The organism is Flavobacterium sp. CLA17, from assembly GCF_013112255.2.
Taxonomy (GTDB): Bacteria; Bacteroidota; Bacteroidia; order Flavobacteriales; family Flavobacteriaceae; genus Flavobacterium; species Flavobacterium circumlabens.
Genome location: NZ_CP068294.1, coordinates 729,466 through 751,981, shown reverse-complemented (window position 1 = coordinate 751,981; position 22,516 = coordinate 729,466). Strand labels below are relative to the sequence as shown.

Annotated in this window: 24 protein-coding genes; 13 read left to right on the top strand and 11 right to left on the bottom strand. The window is 34.7% G+C overall.

What is annotated here, in order from left to right; all coding sequences use genetic code 11:
• Window positions 1-147: 147 nt before the first annotated feature.
• On the bottom strand, window positions 148-1,137 hold the full coding sequence (locus HAV12_RS03160) for a ribonucleotide-diphosphate reductase subunit beta (protein WP_132037385.1): 990 nt from the start codon (window positions 1,135-1,137) through the stop codon (window positions 148-150).
• Window positions 1,138-1,483: 346 nt separating this feature from the next.
• Window positions 1,484-2,053: a DUF3109 family protein gene (locus tag HAV12_RS03155; RefSeq protein WP_132037384.1), complete on the bottom strand. Its 570-nt coding sequence runs from the start codon at window positions 2,051-2,053 to the stop codon at window positions 1,484-1,486.
• Between the two features lie 400 nt (window positions 2,054-2,453).
• On the opposite strand from HAV12_RS03155, the gene HAV12_RS03150 reads away from it, so the two are divergent.
• The 3 genes from HAV12_RS03150 to HAV12_RS03140 all read left to right on the top strand — a co-directional run bounded on the left by HAV12_RS03150 (window position 2,454) and on the right by HAV12_RS03140 (window position 3,944).
• Window positions 2,454-3,032: a MarC family protein gene (locus tag HAV12_RS03150; RefSeq protein WP_132037383.1), complete on the top strand. Its 579-nt coding sequence runs from the start codon at window positions 2,454-2,456 to the stop codon at window positions 3,030-3,032.
• 104 nt (window positions 3,033-3,136) lie between these two features.
• Window positions 3,137-3,337 (top strand): hypothetical protein, encoded by a 201-nt coding sequence (locus HAV12_RS03145; RefSeq protein WP_047778985.1) that lies wholly within the window; start codon window positions 3,137-3,139, stop codon window positions 3,335-3,337.
• Window position 3,338: 1 nt separating this feature from the next.
• Entirely contained in the window at window positions 3,339-3,944 is a 606-nt protein-coding gene (locus tag HAV12_RS03140; protein WP_171568428.1) for an FAD-dependent oxidoreductase, read from the top strand.
• Window positions 3,945-4,043: 99 nt separating this feature from the next.
• Here the strand turns inward: HAV12_RS03140 and HAV12_RS03135 are convergent, their stop codons facing one another.
• From HAV12_RS03135 to HAV12_RS03115, 5 genes are all read right to left on the bottom strand, one after another.
• On the bottom strand, window positions 4,044-4,355 hold the full coding sequence (locus HAV12_RS03135; protein ID WP_171568427.1) for a hypothetical protein: 312 nt from the start codon (window positions 4,353-4,355) through the stop codon (window positions 4,044-4,046).
• Window positions 4,356-4,448: 93 nt separating this feature from the next.
• The gene (locus tag HAV12_RS03130) at window positions 4,449-4,814 is read right to left on the bottom strand and encodes a nuclear transport factor 2 family protein (RefSeq protein WP_171568426.1); all 366 of its coding nucleotides are present in this window, start codon (window positions 4,812-4,814) and stop codon (window positions 4,449-4,451) included.
• A gap of 16 nt (window positions 4,815-4,830) precedes the next feature.
• Window positions 4,831-6,408: a S41 family peptidase gene (locus tag HAV12_RS03125; RefSeq protein ID WP_171568425.1), complete on the bottom strand. Its 1,578-nt coding sequence runs from the start codon at window positions 6,406-6,408 to the stop codon at window positions 4,831-4,833.
• Entirely contained in the window at window positions 6,409-6,840 is a 432-nt protein-coding gene (locus HAV12_RS03120) for a dCMP deaminase family protein (RefSeq protein WP_171568424.1), read from the bottom strand.
• Between the two features lie 5 nt (window positions 6,841-6,845).
• Complete coding sequence (locus HAV12_RS03115) at window positions 6,846-7,439, bottom strand: HupE/UreJ family protein (RefSeq protein WP_171568423.1); 594 nt, start codon at window positions 7,437-7,439, stop codon at window positions 6,846-6,848.
• A 169-nt stretch (window positions 7,440-7,608) separates the two neighbouring features.
• Here HAV12_RS03115 and HAV12_RS03110 point away from each other — a divergent pair, with 169 nt between their 5' ends.
• The gene (locus HAV12_RS03110) at window positions 7,609-8,040 is read left to right on the top strand and encodes a TerB family tellurite resistance protein (RefSeq protein ID WP_132037376.1); all 432 of its coding nucleotides are present in this window, start codon (window positions 7,609-7,611) and stop codon (window positions 8,038-8,040) included.
• A 177-nt stretch (window positions 8,041-8,217) separates the two neighbouring features.
• Here HAV12_RS03110 and fbp read toward each other — a convergent pair whose 3' ends face one another.
• Window positions 8,218-9,225, bottom strand: coding sequence for a class 1 fructose-bisphosphatase (gene fbp / locus HAV12_RS03105; RefSeq protein WP_132037375.1), 1,008 nt, complete (start codon window positions 9,223-9,225; stop codon window positions 8,218-8,220).
• 171 nt (window positions 9,226-9,396) lie between these two features.
• Between fbp and HAV12_RS03100 the strand changes: the two genes are divergently transcribed.
• Together HAV12_RS03100 and HAV12_RS03095 are read left to right on the top strand one after the other, a co-directional pair.
• On the top strand, window positions 9,397-9,870 hold the full coding sequence (locus HAV12_RS03100; protein WP_171568422.1) for a GNAT family N-acetyltransferase: 474 nt from the start codon (window positions 9,397-9,399) through the stop codon (window positions 9,868-9,870).
• 335 nt (window positions 9,871-10,205) lie between these two features.
• Window positions 10,206-11,465: an aspartate kinase gene (locus HAV12_RS03095; RefSeq protein WP_171568421.1), complete on the top strand. Its 1,260-nt coding sequence runs from the start codon at window positions 10,206-10,208 to the stop codon at window positions 11,463-11,465.
• A gap of 81 nt (window positions 11,466-11,546) precedes the next feature.
• Here HAV12_RS03095 and HAV12_RS03090 read toward each other — a convergent pair whose 3' ends face one another.
• Complete coding sequence (locus tag HAV12_RS03090) at window positions 11,547-11,900, bottom strand: helix-turn-helix domain-containing protein (protein WP_171568420.1); 354 nt, start codon at window positions 11,898-11,900, stop codon at window positions 11,547-11,549.
• Window positions 11,901-12,055: 155 nt separating this feature from the next.
• On the opposite strand from HAV12_RS03090, the gene HAV12_RS03085 reads away from it, so the two are divergent.
• The 7 genes from HAV12_RS03085 (at window position 12,056) to HAV12_RS03055 (ending at window position 19,930) form a co-directional block, all read left to right on the top strand.
• Window positions 12,056-12,547, top strand: a complete 492-nt coding sequence (locus HAV12_RS03085; RefSeq protein ID WP_171568419.1) for a hypothetical protein — start codon at window positions 12,056-12,058, stop codon at window positions 12,545-12,547.
• An 11-nt stretch (window positions 12,548-12,558) separates the two neighbouring features.
• A complete protein-coding gene (locus HAV12_RS03080) occupies window positions 12,559-12,912 on the top strand; it encodes a hypothetical protein (RefSeq protein WP_171568418.1) in 354 nt (117 codons plus the stop codon).
• Window positions 12,913-13,081: 169 nt separating this feature from the next.
• Window positions 13,082-13,309, top strand: coding sequence for a DUF5808 domain-containing protein (locus tag HAV12_RS03075; protein WP_171568417.1), 228 nt, complete (start codon window positions 13,082-13,084; stop codon window positions 13,307-13,309).
• Window positions 13,310-13,730: 421 nt separating this feature from the next.
• Window positions 13,731-14,360 (top strand): hypothetical protein, encoded by a 630-nt coding sequence (locus tag HAV12_RS03070; RefSeq protein ID WP_171568416.1) that lies wholly within the window; start codon window positions 13,731-13,733, stop codon window positions 14,358-14,360.
• A gap of 188 nt (window positions 14,361-14,548) precedes the next feature.
• Window positions 14,549-17,977 (top strand): hypothetical protein, encoded by a 3,429-nt coding sequence (locus HAV12_RS03065; RefSeq protein WP_171568415.1) that lies wholly within the window; start codon window positions 14,549-14,551, stop codon window positions 17,975-17,977.
• A gap of 63 nt (window positions 17,978-18,040) precedes the next feature.
• Entirely contained in the window at window positions 18,041-18,610 is a 570-nt protein-coding gene (locus HAV12_RS03060) for a hypothetical protein (RefSeq protein WP_171568414.1), read from the top strand.
• A gap of 243 nt (window positions 18,611-18,853) precedes the next feature.
• Window positions 18,854-19,930 (top strand): glycosyltransferase, encoded by a 1,077-nt coding sequence (locus HAV12_RS03055; protein ID WP_171568413.1) that lies wholly within the window; start codon window positions 18,854-18,856, stop codon window positions 19,928-19,930.
• Here HAV12_RS03055 and HAV12_RS03050 read toward each other — a convergent pair.
• Both HAV12_RS03050 and HAV12_RS03045 read right to left on the bottom strand, forming a co-directional pair.
• On the bottom strand, window positions 19,927-21,222 hold the full coding sequence (locus HAV12_RS03050; protein WP_171568412.1) for a porin: 1,296 nt from the start codon (window positions 21,220-21,222) through the stop codon (window positions 19,927-19,929). The genes HAV12_RS03055 and HAV12_RS03050 overlap by 4 nt on opposite strands.
• Before the next feature lie 163 nt (window positions 21,223-21,385).
• Window positions 21,386-22,471: a cell wall metabolism sensor histidine kinase WalK gene (locus HAV12_RS03045; RefSeq protein WP_171568411.1), complete on the bottom strand. Its 1,086-nt coding sequence runs from the start codon at window positions 22,469-22,471 to the stop codon at window positions 21,386-21,388.
• Window positions 22,472-22,516: the final 45 nt, after the last annotated feature.

Below are 22,516 nucleotides of genomic sequence, written 5' to 3'. Positions count from 1 at the left end.
CCTACTTCAAATTTGAAAAACAAATTGAAAATGAATTAAAATAATTGAATCCGCGATTTGGGAAGAGATTCAATCTCAAAAATATTGTGTTATAAAATTTATTCTTTTTAGTGTTTTTTGGGGCAATCACTAAAATATTCTTATGCGCTAAAAATCTGCATCAAAGCTAATTTTCTGAGAATCACTATCTCCGCCTGAGCCACTGTTCATTACTCCTGCTTTTTGATATTCGGAAACTCTTTTTTCAAAGAAATTGGTTTTTCCCTGTAAGGATATCATATCCATAAAGTCAAATGGGTTTGCGGATCCGTAAACACGGTCGCACTCTAACTCTACCAGTAATCTGTCTGCGACAAACTCCAGATATTGCGTCATTAAAACTGCATTCATACCGATTAAACTTACCGGAAGAGATTCTGTAACAAATTCTCTTTCAATATTTAAAGCATCAACTATGATTTCTTTAATTCTTTCTTTCGGAACTTTATTTATTAAATGGTGATTATGTAAATGCACTGCAAAATCACAATGTACCCCTTCGTCACGGGAAATTAATTCGTTAGAAAACGTCAAACCTGGCATCAGACCACGTTTTTTCAACCAGAAAATAGAACAGAAAGCACCTGAGAAAAATATTCCTTCAACAGCTGCAAAAGCAATAAGTCTTTCTGCAAACGAATCAGATTCGATCCACTTCAAAGCCCATTCTGCTTTTTTGGCAATCGCAGGAAAAACTTCCAGCGCATTAAACAATTCCGCTTTTTCTGCTTCATCTTTGACATAGGTGTCGATTAGAAGAGAATACGTTTCACTGTGAATATTTTCCATCATGATTTGAAAACCATAGAAAAATTTCGCTTCTGCATATTGCACTTCATTTACAAAGTTCTCTGCAAGGTTTTCATTTACAATTCCGTCAGAAGCAGCAAAAAATGCTAAAATGTGTTTTACAAAATAACGCTCCTCTTCTGACAGTTTATTATTCCAGTCATTCAAATCCTGATGCAAGTCAATTTCTTCTGCAGTCCAAAAGCTCGCTTCCATCTTCTTATACCAATCCCAAATATCGTGGTGTTTGATAGGAAAAATTACGAAACGATTCTTATTTTCTTGTAAAATTGGCTCAACTTGTGACATGGCTTTTATGTTTATTTTTTGTATTGAATTTTTGCTGATTCAGTAGAGTACAAAGATTGTCATTTGTTGGCGAAAATAAAAGCCAAACTTATTCACAATTGGTCGTAGTTTTTAACAACGCAGGAAAAATGAGATATTTTTCAGACAATAATTAAATATTTGTAAATGAGACATTTAATATTGTCATTCACACCTTAAGTCCCCGTAGAATATAGACTTTTTACAATAAAAAGCAAGAAATTATTAATTGTTTTTAAAAGTTTTTAAAACTTTATTTTTTGAGTTAAAAGTTTATTTTTTGAGTTAAAATATCCTCTTTTAAAGTGGTAACTAAAGCGCCTGTATTTTACGATTTTTTGAGTTCTTCGGCCACTTTTTCGAGCTCTAAATACCAATCCTGTCCAAAGCGGCGAATTAACGCTTCTTTTACAAATTTATAAACCGGAACTTCTAATTCTTTACCTAAAGAACAGGCATCATCACAAATTTCCCACTTATCGTAATTGACTGCAGCAAACTCCGTAAAGTCTTTTACACGGATCGGATACAAATGACAGGAAACTGGTTTTTTCCAATCTACGATTCCCTGATTGTAGGCTTGCTCGATTCCGCAAAGCGCCGTTTTCCCGTCAAAAATAACGTAAGCACAATCCTTATTATCAATTAATGGTGTTTCAAGGTCACCATCTGTTCCATTTACCCAGGTTCCCTGCGCTTCAATAGCTGCAATTCCTTCTTTTCGCAAAAAAGGTTTGACTTTCGGATAAATCTCTTCCATGATTTTAGTTTCCGCCTCACTCAAAGGTGCACCGGCATCTCCGTCAACACAGCAGGCTCCTTTACAAGCTGACAAATTGCACACAAATTCTTTTTCAAGAATATCTTCTGAAATAATGGTTTTTCCTAATTGAAACATGATACTAAAATACTGTAATTTATAAAGTGCAAAGATAGACAAAGAAAACAGATGAAAGGAGATTAAATTCTGAGTGCATCATCGTTGCTGTCTAACTGCCAACAACGCAAAGTTTTTAGCAAAGATCCGCGAAGTTTTATCATCAACCGAAAGTAAAAAACAAACCGTTGTTTAAAATCCTTATAAAAGCTACCAATTATTTCCGCCCACAACCCTGCGCTCTTTGCGAAAAATCTTTGCGAATCTTTGCGGTGAGGGGAATGTTTTGTTATAAAAATCATTATTTTAATCCATAATACATGTTTTTATAACAAAAATACACAAGGTCTGATTTTATCAAAAAAAGCCCTAACTTTATTATCTACCTTTGCACATCTTTAAACACTAAATAGAAAAAAGTATGTTAGAAATTGATTTTAAGGAAATTATCACTGTCGGGATGGTACTTTTTGCGGTAATTGATATCGTGGGATCTATTCCTATCATCGTAAATCTAAGAGCAAAGGTTGGCCACATCGATTCTGAAAAAGCTTCAATTGTTGCCGGACTGATCATGATTGTTTTTCTTTTTGTCGGAGAAGGTTTCTTAACCCTGATCGGGATCGACGTACATTCGTTTGCCGTTGCCGGTTCGTTTGTTTTATTTTTCCTGGCTTTGGAAATGATTTTAGGAATTAGAATATATCGCGATGAAGAACCGGGATCAGCTTCTATAGTTCCGTTAGCGTTTCCGTTAATTGCCGGAGCAGGAACCATGACCACTTTACTTTCCCTTCGCTCCCAGTTTCACACCATTAATATTATCATTGCTATTTTACTGAACATTATTCTGGTCTATGTAGTTTTGAAATCATCTAAAAAAATCGAAACTTTATTAGGAGAAAACGGACTTGGCGTAGTTCGCAAGACATTTGGAGTAATACTTTTAGCGATTGCTGTTAAATTATTCGCTGCTAATGTTAAAGGTTTGTTTGTCTAACAGATATTTTTATAAATTTACCTCATAAAATTTAAAAAATTCAATTTTGCGGTAATCCCTGCCGGAGAATTTTACTTTACTATTTTAGACAAACAAACAGCCATATGAAAATCTTCACTTCAATCTTAGTGCTTTTAGCATTAGCTTTAATTGTTTTTAATATTACGTTGCTAGACTTCAAAAACCCTTTTCAGGGGGACAGTGCAGTAGCTTTTATTGGAATAGCTGCTTCCTTTTGCGCCGTTTTGATTCTTTTGATTTTTAGAATTTCGAAAAAGATCGAAGAAAAAACCAACGGTCGATAATATGTTTGACACTTTAATTATCGGCGGAGGCGTTTCAGGCATGTCCTGTGCTCTCGTTTTAGGTTCAGCCAAAAACAAAACTTTTGCAAGCGATAAAAAAATCGGGATTTTTACCCACCAGAAAAATTCTTCTTTACAGGAGGCTATTTTCTACAATGCTTACGGTATAACACCAGGCAAACTGGGTTCGGAATTACTTTCTGAAAGCACACAGGATCTGGCATTAACGTATCCGCATATTACGCAGATCGCGAATGAAAAAGTAATCAAAGTAGAAGGATCCTTTCCTGAATTTACCGTTACTACTAACAAAAACTCTTATCAGACTAAAAGCATCGTTATCGGAATTGGTTCTGCCAATACTTTTGACATTGAAGGTTTAATGCACTATATTGAACCTCATAAAAAAGCATTACCGGAAAAGCAGCGTATTCAGCTTAAAAATGACGATCATAAAGTAGCAGATGGTATTTATGTGATTGGAACTCTGGCTGGCTGGAGAAGCCAACTGGCAATTGCTGCCGGAAGTGGCGCGGCTGTAGCAACAGACATTCTTACTTTATGGAACAATGGTGTGCAGACTCATGCACACGACAGTATTCGATAACTTATATATTTAAAAACCATTAAGAGATTAAGGTCGTTAAGTTTTAAAGCTTAATTTTTCTTAATCTCTTAATGGTTTTTTTTTTAAAATTCTAAGGTTTTACTTCACTGAAACAATCTCTTTTACCTTGATATGTTTCTCCGTATCTGTTTTCCAGAATTCTCCTTTTAAAGAAACCTCATCGCCTTGTTTTAATAGTTTATAATGCTCCGGTCCGCCAACATTTACAATACTGATGGTTGCAAAATAAACCTCATTCTTATCTGTATTAATTTTAGCCGTGTAACCGTCCTTACCAAATTCAACAGATTCTACTTTTCCTGAAATGGTGTTTTTATCTTTCATGCAAGCACAAGAAATCACAAAAGCCATTAAAACAATCAGAGCACTTATTCTTTTTAGATTTTTCATATTATAATTATTATTTTAACTGTAAAATTCGCTACTGTTAAGCAAAATTTGTTACATTCTGTTTTAAAAAATTATTATTATTTGCTGTAGTTTTTATTTCAGTTCCGCACAACTGCCTGCAATTACTTTCAGTCCTTCGTCAAATTGTTTCCAAACGCGAATATAACGGAGAGCTGTGTCTATCCGATTATTATCGTAATTGCCTTTTAATAAAACCGTAACACTCACAATCGCTGTATCTCCAATACAATTGATGATTTGATCTGAGGTTTCAATTAAATCAATTTTCATTTTACCGGACCGATACGCATTCAGATCAAATTCTTTGGTGATCGTTTGCCCGTCGGGTAAGTTAAAAAGTAAATCATCATGCAGCATTTTTTCCAATACTGAAACGTCTGCATATTTAATTGCAGTAAGAAGTTCTATTTCTGCATTTACAACGTTGCTTTTTTCCATTATAAAAAAGTTTAAATTACTTTTTTGGATTCAAAACTGCTTTAACCATCGCATCCTCTTTCAGGATTACATCGTAGTAATACAATTCACCATACAATTGTCTGGCAAATTCAGCATTGATATAGCGATTAACCAAAGCTTTGGTTTTATCTAATTTCAAGTCTAAACCGGTCATTAAAATATAGTTCCTGAATTTTTTGAAATACTCATCCGAGTTTTTCATCTTAGCCTGAAATTCACTAAAATGAAGTCCGTCAAATGCATTTCTGTTTTTGTCCAGCTCTTCAAAAACAAAATGCCCCACAATTCCGGTCTGCATCAAATAAGCCACATTTTCATTTCCGTGTTCTGCTTCGATTGGCACAAAAACATCCGGAACGATTCCGCCTCCGCCGTAGACAATTTTTCCTTTTGGCGTTTTAAATTTTAGCGAATCCGCTACTTTTATGCTGTCTTTTGCATAAAGTTCCCCTGATTTAATGCGGTCTTCAGATTCTTTATAATATTCTTCGTTCCCTTTTTTATACGGTTTCTGAATCGATCTTCCGGTTGGGGTGTAGTATCTCGCAACGGTCAGTCTTACCGCTGATCCGTCGTTGAAATCCATTTCTCGCTGCACGAGTCCTTTTCCAAAAGAACGGCGTCCTACAATAGTTCCGCGGTCGTTATCCTGAAGCGCTCCGGCCAGGATTTCACTTGCCGATGCACTGTTTTCATTAATCAGGACATATACTTTTCCGTTTTCAAAACTTCCGCCTTTATTCGCATAGGTTTTATCGGTAGTTCCATTCTTGCTTTTGGTAAAAACGATCAGTTGTTTGTCTTTTAGAAATTCATCTGCAATAGCAACAGCCTCTTCCATGTAGCCTCCTCCATTATCACGAAGGTCAATAATCAACGACTGCATTCCTTTTTTTTGCAAACGGGTTAAACCTGTTTTGAATTCCTTATATGTGGTTTCCGCAAAACGGTTTATTTTTATGTAACCCGTATTATTCCCTAATAATAAAGACGCATCAACGCTCTTTATCGGAATAATATCTCTTTTAATTTTAAACTTCAGTTTCTTCTGTTCTGATTTTCTAAAAACAGTAAGTTCTATTTCAGAACCTTTTATTCCTTTTAATCTGGAGAACAGGCTGTCTGAAGGTAATTTCCTGCCGAACAATTTGGTTTTTCCGGCAAATAAAATTCGGTCTCCGGATTTCAATCCAGCTTTCGCCGAAGGACCATTTTCAACAGGCCTTATGATTGCAACCGAATCTTTGTACATGTAAAAATTGATTCCGATTCCTACGAAGTCCCCTTTCATACTTTCGGCAACCTCTGCCTGTTCTGTAGGTGGAATATAAACGGAATGCGGATCTAATTTAGACAGTATATTGTCTACTGTCAAATTTACAATCGAATCCGTATTGACGCTGTCCACGTATTCGTTATTAATAAAATCAATGAGTTTGTTCAGTTTTGTCTTGGAGTAATTTTTAGCCAAAAGCTGATCGTCAACGGGAGCATTCATCAGGCTTCCGAGGACTGTGCCAAGAGCAAAAACGGCTCCTATGACAAGGGGTAAATATTTTGAGTTTAATTTCATTTACTCTTCTAGATCGGGAATATGTGATACTTCAATGCCTGCTTTTATTAAAAACTGAATTCCCGAATCGTCTCTGTATCCATTCTGATACACGACTCTTTTTATCCCTGACTGATGTATTAATTTACTGCACTCTTTACAGGGTGAAAGTGTAATATACAAAGTCGCTCCTTCACACGATTGTGTTGATCTTGCTACTTTCAGGATTGCATTTGCCTCGGCGTGTAAAACATCCCAGCGCGTTAATCCGTCTTCGTCTTCACAGCAATTCTCAAATCCGGAGGGTGTTCCATTATAACCATCAGAAATAATCATTCGGTCTTTTACGATAATGGCGCCTACCTGTTTCCGTTTACAATAAGAAAGCAAACTCCATTCTTTGGCAATTCGCAAATACGCTTTATCGTATTTATTTATTTTATTTAATTCCATTTATTTTATCTGTTCCAAATAGGGCTTTCAATAATCATAGGAATGACAACTCCAATGATAAAAGCCGACATTACAAGTGCCCAATCACGTTTAGAAAAACGAAAAACGGTCTGCACTATATATGAAAATAATAAAGCCACAAATACTACTACCAGCTGCGCTACTTCAATTCCTAATGCAAATTCTCCCAAAGGTAGTAATTTTGAGGTTGCACTCCCTCCTAATATAGTCTTGAAATAATTTGAAAATCCAAGTCCGTGTATAATTCCAAAAAATAAGGTTACAAAAAAGATCAGATTCAGTCCATCATTTTTAGAAGCCTTGCCTGCTGTAAACAAATGATATAAAGCCGTTATCAGAATGGTAATCGGAATTAAAAGCTCTACAATATTTACTTTTACCGCTATAATTCCAAAAACAGAAAGAACCAAAGCAACCGTATGACCAATGGTAAAGACAGACACCAGAAGTAAAATGCGTTTCCAGTCTTTGAAAGTGTAAGGAACTGTCAATGCGATTAAAAAAAGAACGTGATCATAGGCATGAATGTCTAAAACATGCTTTAATCCTATTTGAAAATAAATCCAAAATTGTGACATATAGGTACTGGTATTAATTGATTAAGGGGTTGTAAACTTACGATTAATTTTGAAAATTCAAGAAAACCCTGCCTTAAAACAACGAAGAAAAATAAGTTAAATTTTATGAGAACTTTAAAATTAATAATTTAAAATAAAAATTATCTTTGCACCATAAAAAAACATAATTATGTCATTTTCAGATTTATTTGATAGCGAATTCAAACAAAGAAACAAAGGTCACTTTTCAGCTATTGTTCGTGTAGCATTAGCCGATGGAATTGTACATCCCGAGGAAAAAAAATTCTTAGATAAATTAGCTGCACGTTTAGAGATTTCAGAAACTGAATACGAAGAAATTCTTAACGACCCATTAAAATATCCAATTAATCCACCTTATTTACACGTACAGCGTTTAGAGCGTTTATATGATCTGACAAGAATGGTACACGTTGATCACCACCTTGAAGACCAACAAGAAGTAATGTTAAGAAAATTAGGTATTGCTTTAGGTTTTACCCCAAGCAACGTAAACTATATTATTGCAAAAGCATTATCATTAGTTGATAAAAAAGTAGACGGTGATACTTTTGTTTACGAAATGCAACATATGCATAAATAGAAAGTATTCAGTTTACAGTCGCAGCTTACAGTTCCAAATTGCCACTAAAAACTAATACTTACAATAGAAACCCGACAGATCTTAGATTTGTCGGGTTTACTTTTTATATCCATAAACCCGGCAGGATTTAAAAACCTGTCGGGTTTGGTAACTGTTACTGAAAACTGAGACTGAGACCTACTTAGCCTCTGCCATAAACTGTTCGGCTTTTTCAACCATATTATAACTTCCGCAGAAGAAAGGAACTCTCTGGTGCAGTTCAGTTGGCTGGATTTCCATAATTCTTCCGAAACCATCTGTTGCTTTTCCTCCCGCCTGTTCTGCAATAAACGCCATTGGATTACATTCATATAACAAACGTAATTTTCCTTTGGGTGCTTTTGAACTGGTTGGATACAAATAAATCCCGCCTTTGATCATATTTCGATGAAAATCAGACACCAGGCTTCCGATATATCGGGAAGTATACGGTCTGTCTTCTTCTTCTCTCTGACAATATTTGATGTAGTTTTTTACGCCCTGCGGGAAATGCACATAATTACCTTCGTTTACCGAATAGATATTTCCGTCACGCGGAAATTTCATATTAGGATGTGAAAGGTAAAATGTTCCGATAGCAGGATTTAAAGTAAATCCGTTTACGCCATGACCTGTTGTGTAGACTAACATCGTTGATGTTCCGTAAATCACATATCCGGCTGCAACCTGATTTACGCCCGGCTGCAGAAAATCTTCGCTGGTCACCGGAGTTCCAATTGGCGTAATTCTTCTGAAAACAGAGAAGATCGTTCCCAAAGAAACATTGACATCAATGTTTGAAGATCCGTCTAAAGGGTCCATTAAGATCACGTACTTATTATTATGACTGTTGTCGCTCCCCTGAACAGTAATAAAATCGTCGTTTTCTTCAGAAGCAATACCACAGACAATCTCACGGTTTATTAACGTCTGGATAAATACTTCGTTTGCATAGACATCTAACTTTTGCTGATCTTCTCCCTGAATATTTTGCTCGCCTGCTGCGCCAATGATATCCACCAAACCTGCTTTGTTTACTTTATAGTTTACAACTTTCGCCGCCAAACGTATAGAGTTGATAATTCGGGATAACTCTCCTGATGAGTATTGAAATGCTTTTTGGTTCTCAATAATAAACTCTCCTAGTGTTTTATTGCGTTCTTCCATTACTAAATCGTTGTAGTTTTAATTTTAAGTCACAAATATCGTTTTTTTTGTGAGAATGGTTTAAAAATTATTTCGTTAGTTTGCTACTATTGTACATTTGGTAATCAAAAGCAAAAATTGAGTATTAAAACCATACTATTTTAGCCAATAAACGCTTAATAATAAGAATATATGAATATTAGAAAAGGAAATCCGGAAGACATGGAATCGGTTTTAGGATTAATACAGGAGCTGGCAATATTCGAAAAAGAACCCGATGCAGTCGTAATAACAGTAAATGATTTACTGCGTGACGGTTTTGGCGAGAAACCGTTATTTCATGTATTTGTAGCAGAGGAAAAGGAAGAAATTGTTGGAATAGCCTTATATTATTACCGTTATTCTACCTGGAAAGGAAAAACGATTCACCTAGAAGATTTAATTGTAAAGGATAAAATGCGCGGTTCCGGTGTAGGATCTGCCCTATACGCTGAAATCATGAAACAGGGAAAGAAAGACAACGTAAGAAGAATCGAATGGAATGTGCTGGCCTGGAATACGCCAGCGGTGAAATTTTACGAGAATTCCGGCGCAAGAATTCTTGAAGACTGGCAAGTAGTTCAAATGGACGAAGCGGGAATTAATTCTTTCCTGGAAAAATTGTAAAAAAATAGTTTGCCACAGATTATTAAGATTAAAATAATTTTAAAATCTGCCTGAGTTTGCCGCGAATTTCAAAAATTGGCACGAATTAATTCGTTAAAATTCGTGGCTAGAAAAACCAACGAAATCATTAATCTGTAGCAAAAAGACGCATTGCTGTGCGTCTCTACGATCCAATGCAATTGGAATTTATAAAAAACAGAAAAAGACAGCCACAGATTACAGAATTAAAGAGATTAAAAAATACTTTCTAATTGATATTATCTGTGGCAGAAAAATAATAAAGTACCAGATTTCATTTCAATCTGAAATCTAAAATTAAAAATCTAAAATTAAGAATGAGAGTATTTAAATTTGGAGGAGCATCCGTAAAAGATGCCGACGGAATTAAAAACGTATATGACGTTTTACAAAAAGTGGGTTATGAAGATGTGATTCTGGTTGTTTCGGCAATGGGAAAAACTACCAACGCACTTGAAGTGGTGATCAAAAATTACTTTGATAAATCAGAGGAATTGAATTCATCTGTACAGGAAATAAAAAAATACCACAATCAAATATTACTGGACTTATTCGAAGATGAAAAACACGATGTTTTTGCAGCTGTAACAGCACAATTTTCTGATTTGGAATATTTTTTAGCACATAATAAATCCCCAAACTACAATTTTGTTTATGATCAGGTGGTAAGTTTCGGAGAATTGATTTCGACTACGATTTTGAGTCATTTCATGAATTTTATGGGCATCAAAACACAATGGCTGGATGTTCGTGAATTTATAAAAACCGATTCCAACTACCGTGACGCTGAAGTGGACTGGGAGGCAACCCAAAAAAATATAAGCAAAAATGTACCGCGAAAAATATTGAACATCACTCAGGGATTTTTGGGTGCTGACGAGAATAATTTCACCACCACTTTAGGTCGTGAAGGTTCAGATTACACCGCAGGAATTTTTGCTTATTGCCTGAATGCCGAAAGTGTAACGATCTGGAAAGATGTTCCCGGCGTTATGAATGCCGATCCGCGTTATTTTGAAAATGCAAGCTTACTGAATCAGATTTCGTACCGTGAAGCTATCGAATTGGCTTTTTACGGCGCAACGGTAATTCACCCGAAAACCTTACAGCCATTGCAGAAAAAAGAAATTCCGTTGTACGTTAAATCGTTTATCAATCCTTTACTAAAAGGGACCTGCGTATCAAAAGGAGTTGATTTAGAACCGCAATATCCGTGCTTTATAGTAAAAAGAAACCAGCTTCTGATTTCGCTTTCCTCGATTGATTTCTCTTTTATTATGGAGGAAAACATCAGCGAGATTTTTGCTTTATTCCACGAATTCAAAATCAAGGTAAACTTAATCCAGAATTCTGCGATTAGTTTTTCTGTTTGTGTAGAAGATAAATTTGGGAATTTTAATGAGCTGAATGCAATTCTTTCGAAGAAATTCAAAGTAGATTATAACGAGAATGTTACTTTATATACCATTCGTCATTTCACCGAACAAGCGGCGCAAACTGTCGAAGAAAATAAAGCGGTTTTACTGAAACAGGTAAGCCGTGAGACGATGCAGATTGTTACTAAGGAAATCAATTAAGCTTTCTTTATAAAGTTAATTATATAAATTCAGCCTATTCAAAAGGTTTCACTTAACGGTGGAACCTTTTTTTTGTACTGTTTATTCCTTGCTTCTTTTTAAATCTTCGATTATTGCTTTTAACACGATAATTTGCCCTTCATACTTTTCTAATATTTTTCTATAGGCGTTGAGCAGTGCGCTTTGAGTTTCGTATTCAATATTTACAAAATCTTCTTTTTCATTTAGAACTCCCTCATTCTTAACTAATTCCTCAGGAGTAATTTCGAAGACCTCACAAATTCGATTAAAATGACTTGCCCATGAAGTACTTTCCCCTCTTTCCATTCTTGCATAGGCAGATAATGATATATGTAAAAAATCTGCCAATTGCTCTTGTGACAGATTTTTAGACTGACGCAATATTTTTAGCTTATTTCCTATAATTTTATTCATAATTCACATTTTTACAAATATAAACATAAGAAATGTTTTATAATTATTCGGATTCAGGTTTTAAATAACCGATTTTCGAATAAGACTCTTTTGAAAAGTAGTATAAATTTGTTGAGTGAAAGTTCAACAATTTGTAATAATAAACCCGCTTTCTTATGAAAATCAACATTAAATCACTGATAGTAGTCCTGATATCATTTCTTACTTTTTTATCCTGTACAAGGGATGAAGTGATTAACAAAAACGGAGAAATCTCTCAAGAATTAACAAAAGATCCACTATTTGAGTCAATGGATAAGGCCTATAGCAAGTACTTAGAAGACATGATAAAATATCCCAGAGACAATGTAAATCAAATCTCAGATAAAAAATTCAAAAAAGACTTAGAACTAAATAAATTTAAAAGTTTCAATGATTATGCGAAAGCCAAGGAAAAAGCAGGATACGTTGATTTTGGAAAAAGAATCCGCAATTTAATTGCTTTCAAAGCAGCTGAAGAAAAACTTTTTCAAAAATACCCCGAACTGAAAGTCAACAAGAAGAAATTTTATTCCTTTTTCATAAAAAACCGACGATCCCAGATCGGAGATGAAAGAATGAAACAATTGTTATTAGGAAGAAAAGAAATACAGTTAAAAAAGATCTAATAAACTAAAAAATGAAAAAGATTATCACAACAATAGGTTTATTAATTTTATTAATACCGACATCCAAAGCGCAAAAAAGAGAATGTCAATATTCATGTCATGATGAATATACCTACAATATAAATGCTTTACAGGAATATTTTTTTTATGCGACAGCTCAGGAATGCACTCCATTTGTCAATAATAATCAGGGAGACTATGCAATACTTGAATCATACATTGAAGGTGTAGATCTATTTTTACCTCCCTCAGCTTTAAATACCATTGAGCAATACTTTGACTGTCTCAGAGAATTAAATTATATACATGGAGAGGCAATGAACATAATCGCCGACACTTATTTTAATTGTATTGAGCTTTGTTAAAAGCATTGACTGATAGTTCTTTTCATAGATCGTATTTCTCAAACTTTATAAGTTAAATCACACGGTTTAATAACATTCTTTTTCTCCATGACTTCCGCACTCATTCTTTATTTAGACAGTGAAAATTATATTATTAAAATTCTAAAAACAAAACTTAAAGTTTTAAATTATGGCAACAAATAATAAACCAAGTAAAGAAACCAAAAACGAATGGCATCATGATCCAAAAAACTGGAAATGGAGAATTTTTTATTACAATCCAAAAGATAAAAGATTATTTCCACCTAAAAGAATAAAACAGTTAGGATGGACCATAAATTTCGCAAATCCTAACTCAATATTATTTATATTAACTATAATCGCAACTATTTATCTCTTAACAAAATATACCAGATAATTTCTAAAAAAAAAAATTTTTTATTTAATTAAATCTACATCACATCCCGTAATCATGCAGTAAAAATTTGTGAAAGCTATTGATTATGATACCTTAAATAATGAGATTGATAAATTTTATAGAATAACTTATGAAACCCAACAATATAAAAAAACTCCTTTTTATTAATAACTATATTATTAGCTCTATTTACATCCTTATAATGTTTTGGTTATTTTTTTTTAATGGAGATACTTTTTCTATAACACAGATAATAGCTCATAAATATGATCCAAGAATGTATTTTGCTATTATTTGGGCTATTATTAGTCTTATCCTACTGCGATGGGGGATCAAATATCCTAAGAATAAATCATGATAAAAGCTATTCTTCAAATACTACTTGTAATATTTGATCTATTAAATCTATAACTTTATACTTATGAAATTTCCATTGATAAAATGGTTAATACTTTCTATTGCTTCCATTTTAATAGCAGAAATTTTTAAAAGAACCATCCATTTTGATGATTTACTTTACAATTCACTTTCAGAGCGGCTCACCTCAAAACAAATTGAAAATTTCATCGGCTTTCAAAAAAAATGGCAATGGATTGGATATGTGGCTATTCCGGTTATTCTGTTAATCAAAACTATCCTAATTGCTACTATACTCTATATTGGTTTGTTTTTCTCTGATAGAGATTTAAAGTTTAGTGGCCTTTGGAACATTGTGATAAAAGCAGAATTTATCTTTTTACTTGTTCCTGTTTTCAAAATTATCTGGTTTTACTTTTTCCAGACCAGCTACTCTTTAAAAGAAATTCAGAATTTTTATCCTTTATCAGCATTAAACATGGTACGATACGAAGAACTCGAACTATGGTTTATTTATCCCTTTCAGATTTTAAACTTATTTGAATTAGCCTATATTATTAATTTAGGATACCAGATTGGTCAGTTAACAAACACCAATACCGATAAGGGTATAAAAATAGTAGGTTATAGTTATGTACACATATTACTGCTTTGGGTGGTTACGATAATGTTCTTTACAAGAAATTATTCGTAAACCGAATTATTAAAAAAACAAAAGGAAACTTTCAGGTTACTATATAGCCAGTTTTATAATGCCTACTGGAGAAAAGAATAGCAAAATCAGATTTCATTCCAAATTAAAGCCTTTTTTGTTTTAGCAAACTGCCTTTTCATTTTACCACTATTAAATACTACTTTTGACTTTTTGCAGTTAAAGTCTTTATGTTGAAAAAATTACTTTTTTTGATGGTGTTTGTTTTTTATTCCGGGCTTCAAGCTCAGGAAAGCAATTCACTGTACAAAACAAAAAAAATAGCAGTTTCAAAAGACACGATTCAACTGGAAAAATTCAGCATCAATTCGGGCTTCTTTCAACTTTTAAATTCAAAAAACGAACCGGTTGATTCCACTTTTTACAAGATAGATTTTGCCAAAGGAAGTTTAATCCTAAAGGAAAACTTCACTTCATATTCCGATACCTTAATCGTAAATTATCTAAACTATCCCGATTTTCTAACCAAAGAATATAGTTTGTATAACGAAAGTCAGGTCGTGAGCAATGATGTTACGACCGATAAATTGTATAAAATTGAGAATTCAACCAAAAAAGTCATTCCGTTTGACGGATTAAATACCTCAGGAAGCATAACACGGGGCGTCACCGTCGGAAATAATCAGAATACCGTTTTAAACTCTAATTTAGATTTACAAATCACAGGAAAAATATCCGACAAAGTAAGTTTAAGAGCCTCGCTTCAGGACAGTAATATTCCGTTGCAGGATGGCGGCTATTCTCAAAAACTGGATCAGTTTGATAATATTTTCATGGAACTTTTCAGCGATGACTGGAACATTCGGGCCGGTGATGTCTTTTTAGAAAACAGGAAAACACAATTTTTAAGCTTCAATAAAAAAGTTCAGGGAATCGCCGCAAGCTTTGATTTTGATACCGAAGAAAGCAAAACCAATATTTTTGCATCGGTTGCTTTTGTGAAAGGGCAATACGCCAAAAGTACTTTTGTGGGCCAGGAAGGCAATCAGGGGCCGTATAAATTAAAAGGACAAAATGGAGAGTTGTATGTTCTGGTTATTTCGGGTTCGGAACGTGTCTATGTAAATGGTGTTTTACTGAAACGCGGCGAAAACAATGATTATGTAATTGATTATAATGCGGGTGAAATTGTTTTCACGTCGCTTTTTACAATTACATCAGAAATGCGTATCAATATTGAATACCAATATTCAGATCGAAATTACAATCGCTTAGTGACTTATGCCGGAGGAACCCATGAAAATAAAAACTGGAGTTTTGGAGGTTATTTATATTCTGAAAGCGATTTGAAAAATCAGCCTTTACAACAAAATCTTTCGACAGAACAAGTCCGGATTCTTGGCCAGGCCGGAGACGATCAGAACCTGATGACGGCTCCGTCTGCTTACGAAGATGCTTATGCCGACAATAAAATTTTATACAAAAAAATAATTCTTAACGGTCTTGACGTTTATGAATATTCGAATAATTCAACGGATGTTTTATACAATGTAAAGTTCAGTCTTGTCGGAAATAATCTTGGGAATTATGTCATTCAGAACAATAATTCGGTCGAGCGTATTTACGAATATGTTCCTTCCGTAAATGGTGTTTTGCAGGGAAATTATGAACCGATTGTAAAACTGACTGCTCCCATGAAAATTCAGGTGGCTACGTTTTTAGGGAAATACAATCCGGATGAAAAAACGCTGGCAGATTTTGAAATTGCCATAAGTAATAACGATAAAAACCTGTTTTCAACTATTGATGATTCTAATAACGAAGGTGTTGCTGTAAAAACGAATATCAAAAAACGTCTTTTTACCAGAGACTGGACATTGGATGCTTTTGCCAATTATCAGTTTGTACAGGAAGATTTCAAATCTGTAGAGCGTTTGTATAATATTGAATTCAATCGGGACTGGAACTTAAATTCGACACTTTTAGGCAATCAGAGTCTGCTGGTTACAGGGTTGAATTTTGATTTATTCTCTAAAAAAGAAACAACAAATATTGGTTTGTTTACATATCAATTCGAAAAATTAGATTTTACGGAGAGCTATTCCGGGTCACGCCATACGGCCAATGCTTTCTTTAAGCTGAACAAATGGACAATTGAAAATCGGGGTAGTTTCCTGAATTCTGATGCCACCACTTCAAGTTCTAAATTTATCAGAAACCTTACGAAAACCAAATATCATTTTGGGAAAAACTGGGTTGGCGGAAGTGTTCAGATCGAAGATAATCAGGAAAAAGACAAAGTCTCCAATCAGTTTTCGACGCTGAGCCAGAGATTTTCGGAATATGGCGTTTTTGTTGGACGAGGCGACAGTACAAAAGTTTTTGTAGAACTGGGCTATTTACAGCGCCGTAATGACAGTTTACAAAATGGTTTCCTGCAGCATGTGAATGATTCGAAAATGTATGTTTTGAAATCGAAATTAATTCAGAACAAAAAAACAGATTTAGCAGTTTATGCGAGTTACAGGACTTTATATTTTACAGATCCCTCCCGCAAAAGTGAACCTTCACTAAATTCCAGAATTCTCTACAATGATCGTTTTTTCAATCAGTTGATGCAAATCGGAACGGCTTACGAAACCAGTTCCGGAACTATTGCCCAACAGGAATTCACGTATGTAGAAGTTCCAACCGGACAGGGAGTTTATACCTGGAACGATTATAATGGCAACGGAATTCAGGAATTGGAAGAGTTTGAAATTGCTCCTTTTCCGGATCAGGCCAAATTTATACGCATCTTTTTACCGAATCAGATTTACATCAAAACCAATCAGAATAAGTTCTCGCAATCAGTGACTCTGAATCCGCTGCAATGGCAAAACGAAAAAGGTTTTAAAAAGCTGGCGTCTTATTTTTACAACCAGACTTCTTTTATCATGGATCGAAAAGTAAAAAATGACGGTGGTCATTTTGAAGTCAATCCGTTTAATTCTTCTGATGAAAATATGCTGGGATTAAATTCCAGTTTCAGAAACAGCCTTTATTATAATCGGGGAAAACAAAACCATTCGATAACCTATTCTTACCTTATGAATAAAGGAAAAAATTTACTTTCGATTGGTTCGCAAGAAGTGAAGAATAATTCCCATCAACTGCAATACACGCATTTATATCAAAAAAGCTGGTTGCTTAACTGGTTTACCAAAACAATCAAAACCACCTTAGTTTCTGAAGACTTTACAGAAAAAAATTATGATTTGGAAGGCTATCAGATTGCCCCGAAAATCAGCTATTTGTTTTCGAAAAATACCAGCCTGGATTTCTTTTATGAATTACAAAACAAAAAAAATCAGACCGGAAACTTAGAAACTTTAGCTCAAAACCGAATCGGAACTTCCTTTTCTTATGCCGGTGAAAAAAAAGTAACTATAAGCGGAGAGTTTTCATTTTATGAAAATAAATTTACGGGAAATGAGTTTTCATCGGTTGGATTTCAAATGTTAGAAGGGCTTCAGGCGGGGCAGAATTTAGTCTGGAAACTTCTTTTGCAGAAAAACATAACCCAATTTCTGGATGTCAATTTAAACTATCAGGGCCGTAAAAGCGAAACCGGAAATACCATTCATACCGGAAATATTCAGCTTCGCGCTTATTTTTAACACTTTACGGGAAACATTCACATAAATTGATTAATTTTAATTGAAATTCTAACACCTTAACTTATGAAAAAATTATTCTTATTCTGCTTCATGTTGATTTTGTCTGGAAATTTTTACGCTCAGGAAACCACAAAAACGGCTAAAGCAAAAAGTGAAACGGCTGCTAAAAAGAAAAAAGCAGCTGCTGATAAAGAAGTAGCAGACGCTAAAAAAGAAACCGCCAAAGCTAAAAAAGCAACTGCAGACCAGGCATCGGCAGATGCCAGGAAAGAAGCCGCAAAAGCAAAAAAAGCAGCAGACAAAGCTACTGACGCATCAACAAAAGCCAAAGCTGATGCTGCAAAAACAAAAAGCGATGCTGCAAAAGCCAAAAAAACTGCAAAGGAAGAAAGCACGAAAGCGGACTTGAAAAAAACAGAAGCTAAAACCGATGCCAAAGTCAAAGCGGTGAAAAAAGATGGTACGGCAACGAAAAAAACGGCTGCTAAAACATTAAAAGAAACCAACGAAAAGGCACCAAAAGTTGCAGATAAAATTACCGGAGAGTACAATGGTAAAAAAGTATACACAGGACCAAGAGGCGGTAAATATTACATTAACTCAAACGGCAACAAAACGTACATTCAGGACTAAATATAATTTTACTTCTATAGAAAAAGGAACTATTTAAATGGTTCCTTTTTTATGTCCAAACGTTTCAAAATCAAATCGGCAGTTAACATATAAATAACCTTGTCCTCTAAATTCTGCCATTATTTATCCCTTTTAACTGAAAAATGAGGCTTCACTTGAATTATAGAGTTAATAATTTAGTAATACGCCTGAAATAACACAAAAAACATATTTATCTATCTTCGTTTCAAAAAGCGTTAAACCATGAGCATTGAATATTCTGCGAACAAAACTATTTTAGTAGCTCCATTAAACTGGGGTTTAGGACATGCGACAAGATGTATCCCTATCATAAAAGCGCTCCAGGAAAACAAGTACATCCCAATAATAGCTTCCGATGGAGTTGCATTGGCTTTATTACGTAAAGAATTCCCATACATAGAAACATTAGAATTACCTTCTTACCATATCGAATATGCTAAAAATGGTAAAAACTTCAAATGGAAACTGATTAAAAATTTACCTAAAATGATTACGGCAATTTTAGATGAGAAGAAAATGGTGAAGTCACTGATTAAAAAACACGGAATTGACGGAATCATCTCAGACAACAGGCTGGGCGTTTTCAGCAGAAAGATTCCATCTGTCTTTATGACACATCAACTGAATGTAATGACCGGAAACACAACCTGGTTTACAAGTAAATGCCATCAGCATATCATAAAAAAATATTCGGAATGCTGGGTTCCCGATACGAATGACACCGTAAATCTAACGGGTGATCTCGGACATCTTAAAACGAATGAACTAAATTTGAAATATATAGGGCCATTAAGCAGGATGCGCCAAAAAGATACCCCTAAAGTATATGACCTGATGGTGATTCTTTCGGGACCGGAACCTCAGCGTACTTATTTAGATGAAAAGTTACAGGAAGAAGTGAAACGTTTTGATGGAAAGGTCGTTTTTGTAAAAGGGGTTGTCGAGAAAACACAAACAAAAGAGGAAATTGGAGACGTGACCTATTACAATTTCATGAACTCCAAGCAGCTGGAACAGACTTTTAATGAAAGTGAATTAGTGCTGTGCCGTTCGGGATATACAACCGTTATGGATTTGGCGAAATTGGGAAAAAAAGCTTTTTTCATTCCAACTCCGGGGCAATACGAGCAGGAATACCTGGCCATAAAACTTCAGGACGAAAACTTAGTGCCTTATGCAACGCAAAACGACTTTACAATTGAAGATCTTTCAAAAGTAAAATCGTTTAAAGGTTTCGCTCAATTTAAAAATAACATCGACTGGGATTCGTTATTTTCTATATTCGAAGATAAGGTTTAGAAATTAAATTGCGCTTGTAATCTCAATAAGTTCCCTTGCTGTCTGTTGATGGGAAGGGCACTGTCTTCAAAGGTTCTGTCCGCAATAACATATTCTGCCGTAAGTTCAAAAGCCTGTAATGGCTGCCACTCTACTCCAAATTCGTAATCTCTGACGACATAGCTCCTGGCATCTTTTTCATATTTTTTTCCTCCGTCATAATACTGGAATTTTGCAAAAGGATACAAACGTTGTTTTTTCAGGTCCCATTTGTAATTCAATAAAACATAGCCTCCATCTAAATCTGTTACATCAACGGTTTTTGTTACCGTATTGTAGCGTGGTCCGGTTCCGATATTATATTCCGTTTGAATTCCGAAAGGTTTTGGATACAAAACAAAGGTTGCTCCTACTCTCTGGTCTTTTATATATTGCGGATCATTAACAATTACGCCGGATGAAATTTCACCTGTGAATGCCCATTTTCCGGTATAGGCCTGAATCCCCGGTTCAATAATCTGATTACCAATTACAAATGGATAGGTAACTCTTGCCACAACATTCAGGTCTCTGTTTCCGTCTATTTTATTTGCAATCTGTCCATTATAAACTCCTAAGGCAAATACACCAAAATCGCCCGAACCTTTGTATCCGTCTTTAACCAGCATTTCAAAACGTTCTCTGATTTCGGCTGGTGCCCAGTAAAAGAACATTCCTAAATCACGTTCATTTGCTATTGAACTGTTTATACCATCGGCCCGGTCTAAAGTCAAACGCTGGGAACTTGACTGCATGTTTTCGAATCCGTAAGGAATTTTACTTTGTCCCACACGAAGGCGATATTCTTTTTTCTTATCAAAAGAAAGATCAAAATACAAATCCCTGATCTGAACAAAGTTCTGAATTCCGGTGCTAGGTGAACTCGCAAAATCGGGCTGAAAGTAGAAAAACACATTTGGATGAACCTGTCCTGAGAATACCAAACGCGCACGTCTGATAAAAAGACCATTATTTGCTTTTGCATCCGGATCTGTAGACGTTGTTCCCCATGATTTATCGCATTGATCGCAGGAAACTTTATCATTTGTAGAAAACAAACCATTGTATCTTATTTGAGCATAACCTCGAAGTGAGATTCTGTCGTACCAATGTTCGTCATTACTGACTCCGGATTTTGTATCGGGAAGTTTTGCTTTGTTTATAGAATCGAGAAGACGAATTACTTCTTTTTTTACATCCTCCTTTTTTAAATCCTGTGCATTTGCTACCGAACCAATCAGCAATAAAACTGCAATTATTTTTCTTTTTATCATCTTTTTTCTAATGCACTACATTTCAAGGTGCAAAGATGTATCACCAATGTTAAGAAATCATTAACAAGGTGTTACTATAATAAGAAGATTTGTTTCTAAATTGTTAGGTAATTATAACGAAGCTTTCCGGATTAGGCTATATGGCGGTTTGTAAAAATAAAACTTACAATAAATTAACCTCAGCTTTTTGTGTTTTATGCGCTTTTTCCAGTGTAAATGAAAACTCAGAACCAATTCCGAACTCACTTTCTACATATACTTTCTCTTTATGCGCTTCAATAATATGTTTTACAATTGCCAATCCAAGTCCGGAGCCACCTTCAGAGCGTGTTCCACTTTTATCAACTCTGTAAAAACGCTCAAAAAGTCTTGGGATATTTTGTTTTTCAACTCCTTCTCCATTATCACTAATACGAATCAATACTTTTTTCTTTGTTAGGTTGACTACACCAACTTCCGTTAAACCTTCATCTTTACCGTATTTGATAGAGTTAACAATCAGGTTTTCAAGGACCTGTTGAATTCTGTCCTGGTCTCCCCGAACAAAAAGTGATTTAATGTTTTTACTTTCAAAAGCCAATTTGATTTTCTTTTTATCAGCTTTCATCTCTAATAAATCGAAAACATTTTCAATCAGTTCTACGATATCAAAATCGGTAATCAGTAAATCCAAATCACCCGATTCGAGTTTGGTAATCATGTCAAGGTCTTCCACGATATAGATCAGGCGCTCTACCCCTTTTTCGGCACGTTTGAGATATTTTTTACGGATATTTTTATCGTCCATGGCACCATCCAGCAAAGTTGAAACATAACCCTGAACCGTAAACAAAGGTGTTTTAAGTTCATGGGAAACATTACCCAGAAACTCCCTACGGTATTGTTCCCGAATTTCGAGCATTTCTATTTCCAGTTTTTTATCGGTGGCAAACTTTTTCACTTCACGTGAAAGCGTTTCCATATCTGTGGTGATGGGCTGATTGATAAGTGTAGTTGATTCTAATAAAGAAACCTCATCGTATATTTTTTTAACTCTTCTGTATATAAAGCGCTCTACACGATATTGTAAAACCAAAAAGGAGAAAATATAAACGGAGATAATAAAAATTAAGGCAAATGCAATTTGATGTTTTAGCTGATTTTTATAAAACAAAGACATCAGCATCATTACAAATCCAGTTGTAAAAAGGCTTATGTATAATGCCGACTTTATAGCAAATTTGTATGTTTTTTTAAAATTAATTTTCATTGATAGTTTTAATCATTAAGAGATTAGGAAAAATTAAGCTTAACT

What these genes read in the sequence shown, in the direction of transcription:
- HAV12_RS03045 (WP_171568411.1), bottom strand. Translation starts at nt 22,471, where the DNA reads ATGAAAATTAATTTTAAAAAAACATACAAATTTGCTATAAAGTCGGCA.
- HAV12_RS03095 (WP_171568421.1), top strand. Translation starts at nt 10,206, where the DNA reads ATGAGAGTATTTAAATTTGGAGGAGCATCCGTAAAAGATGCCGACGGA.
- HAV12_RS03125 (WP_171568425.1), bottom strand. Translation starts at nt 6,408, where the DNA reads ATGAAATTAAACTCAAAATATTTACCCCTTGTCATAGGAGCCGTTTTT.
- HAV12_RS03150 (WP_132037383.1), top strand. Translation starts at nt 2,454, where the DNA reads ATGTTAGAAATTGATTTTAAGGAAATTATCACTGTCGGGATGGTACTT.
- HAV12_RS03060 (WP_171568414.1), top strand. Translation starts at nt 18,041, where the DNA reads ATGAAAAAATTATTCTTATTCTGCTTCATGTTGATTTTGTCTGGAAAT.
- HAV12_RS03110 (WP_132037376.1), top strand. Translation starts at nt 7,609, where the DNA reads ATGTCATTTTCAGATTTATTTGATAGCGAATTCAAACAAAGAAACAAA.
- HAV12_RS03090 (WP_171568420.1), bottom strand. Translation starts at nt 11,900, where the DNA reads ATGAATAAAATTATAGGAAATAAGCTAAAAATATTGCGTCAGTCTAAA.
- HAV12_RS03120 (WP_171568424.1), bottom strand. Translation starts at nt 6,840, where the DNA reads ATGGAATTAAATAAAATAAATAAATACGATAAAGCGTATTTGCGAATT.
- HAV12_RS03115 (WP_171568423.1), bottom strand. Translation starts at nt 7,439, where the DNA reads ATGTCACAATTTTGGATTTATTTTCAAATAGGATTAAAGCATGTTTTA.
- HAV12_RS03140 (WP_171568428.1), top strand. Translation starts at nt 3,339, where the DNA reads ATGTTTGACACTTTAATTATCGGCGGAGGCGTTTCAGGCATGTCCTGT.
- HAV12_RS03055 (WP_171568413.1), top strand. Translation starts at nt 18,854, where the DNA reads ATGAGCATTGAATATTCTGCGAACAAAACTATTTTAGTAGCTCCATTA.
- HAV12_RS03075 (WP_171568417.1), top strand. Translation starts at nt 13,082, where the DNA reads ATGGCAACAAATAATAAACCAAGTAAAGAAACCAAAAACGAATGGCAT.
- HAV12_RS03065 (WP_171568415.1), top strand. Translation starts at nt 14,549, where the DNA reads ATGTTGAAAAAATTACTTTTTTTGATGGTGTTTGTTTTTTATTCCGGG.
- HAV12_RS03050 (WP_171568412.1), bottom strand. Translation starts at nt 21,222, where the DNA reads ATGATAAAAAGAAAAATAATTGCAGTTTTATTGCTGATTGGTTCGGTA.
- fbp (WP_132037375.1), bottom strand. Translation starts at nt 9,225, where the DNA reads ATGGAAGAACGCAATAAAACACTAGGAGAGTTTATTATTGAGAACCAA.
- HAV12_RS03160 (WP_132037385.1), bottom strand. Translation starts at nt 1,137, where the DNA reads ATGTCACAAGTTGAGCCAATTTTACAAGAAAATAAGAATCGTTTCGTA.
- HAV12_RS03155 (WP_132037384.1), bottom strand. Translation starts at nt 2,053, where the DNA reads ATGTTTCAATTAGGAAAAACCATTATTTCAGAAGATATTCTTGAAAAA.
- HAV12_RS03130 (WP_171568426.1), bottom strand. Translation starts at nt 4,814, where the DNA reads ATGGAAAAAAGCAACGTTGTAAATGCAGAAATAGAACTTCTTACTGCA.
- HAV12_RS03080 (WP_171568418.1), top strand. Translation starts at nt 12,559, where the DNA reads ATGAAAAAGATTATCACAACAATAGGTTTATTAATTTTATTAATACCG.
- HAV12_RS03070 (WP_171568416.1), top strand. Translation starts at nt 13,731, where the DNA reads ATGAAATTTCCATTGATAAAATGGTTAATACTTTCTATTGCTTCCATT.
- HAV12_RS03085 (WP_171568419.1), top strand. Translation starts at nt 12,056, where the DNA reads ATGAAAATCAACATTAAATCACTGATAGTAGTCCTGATATCATTTCTT.
- HAV12_RS03100 (WP_171568422.1), top strand. Translation starts at nt 9,397, where the DNA reads ATGAATATTAGAAAAGGAAATCCGGAAGACATGGAATCGGTTTTAGGA.
- HAV12_RS03145 (WP_047778985.1), top strand. Translation starts at nt 3,137, where the DNA reads ATGAAAATCTTCACTTCAATCTTAGTGCTTTTAGCATTAGCTTTAATT.
- HAV12_RS03135 (WP_171568427.1), bottom strand. Translation starts at nt 4,355, where the DNA reads ATGAAAAATCTAAAAAGAATAAGTGCTCTGATTGTTTTAATGGCTTTT.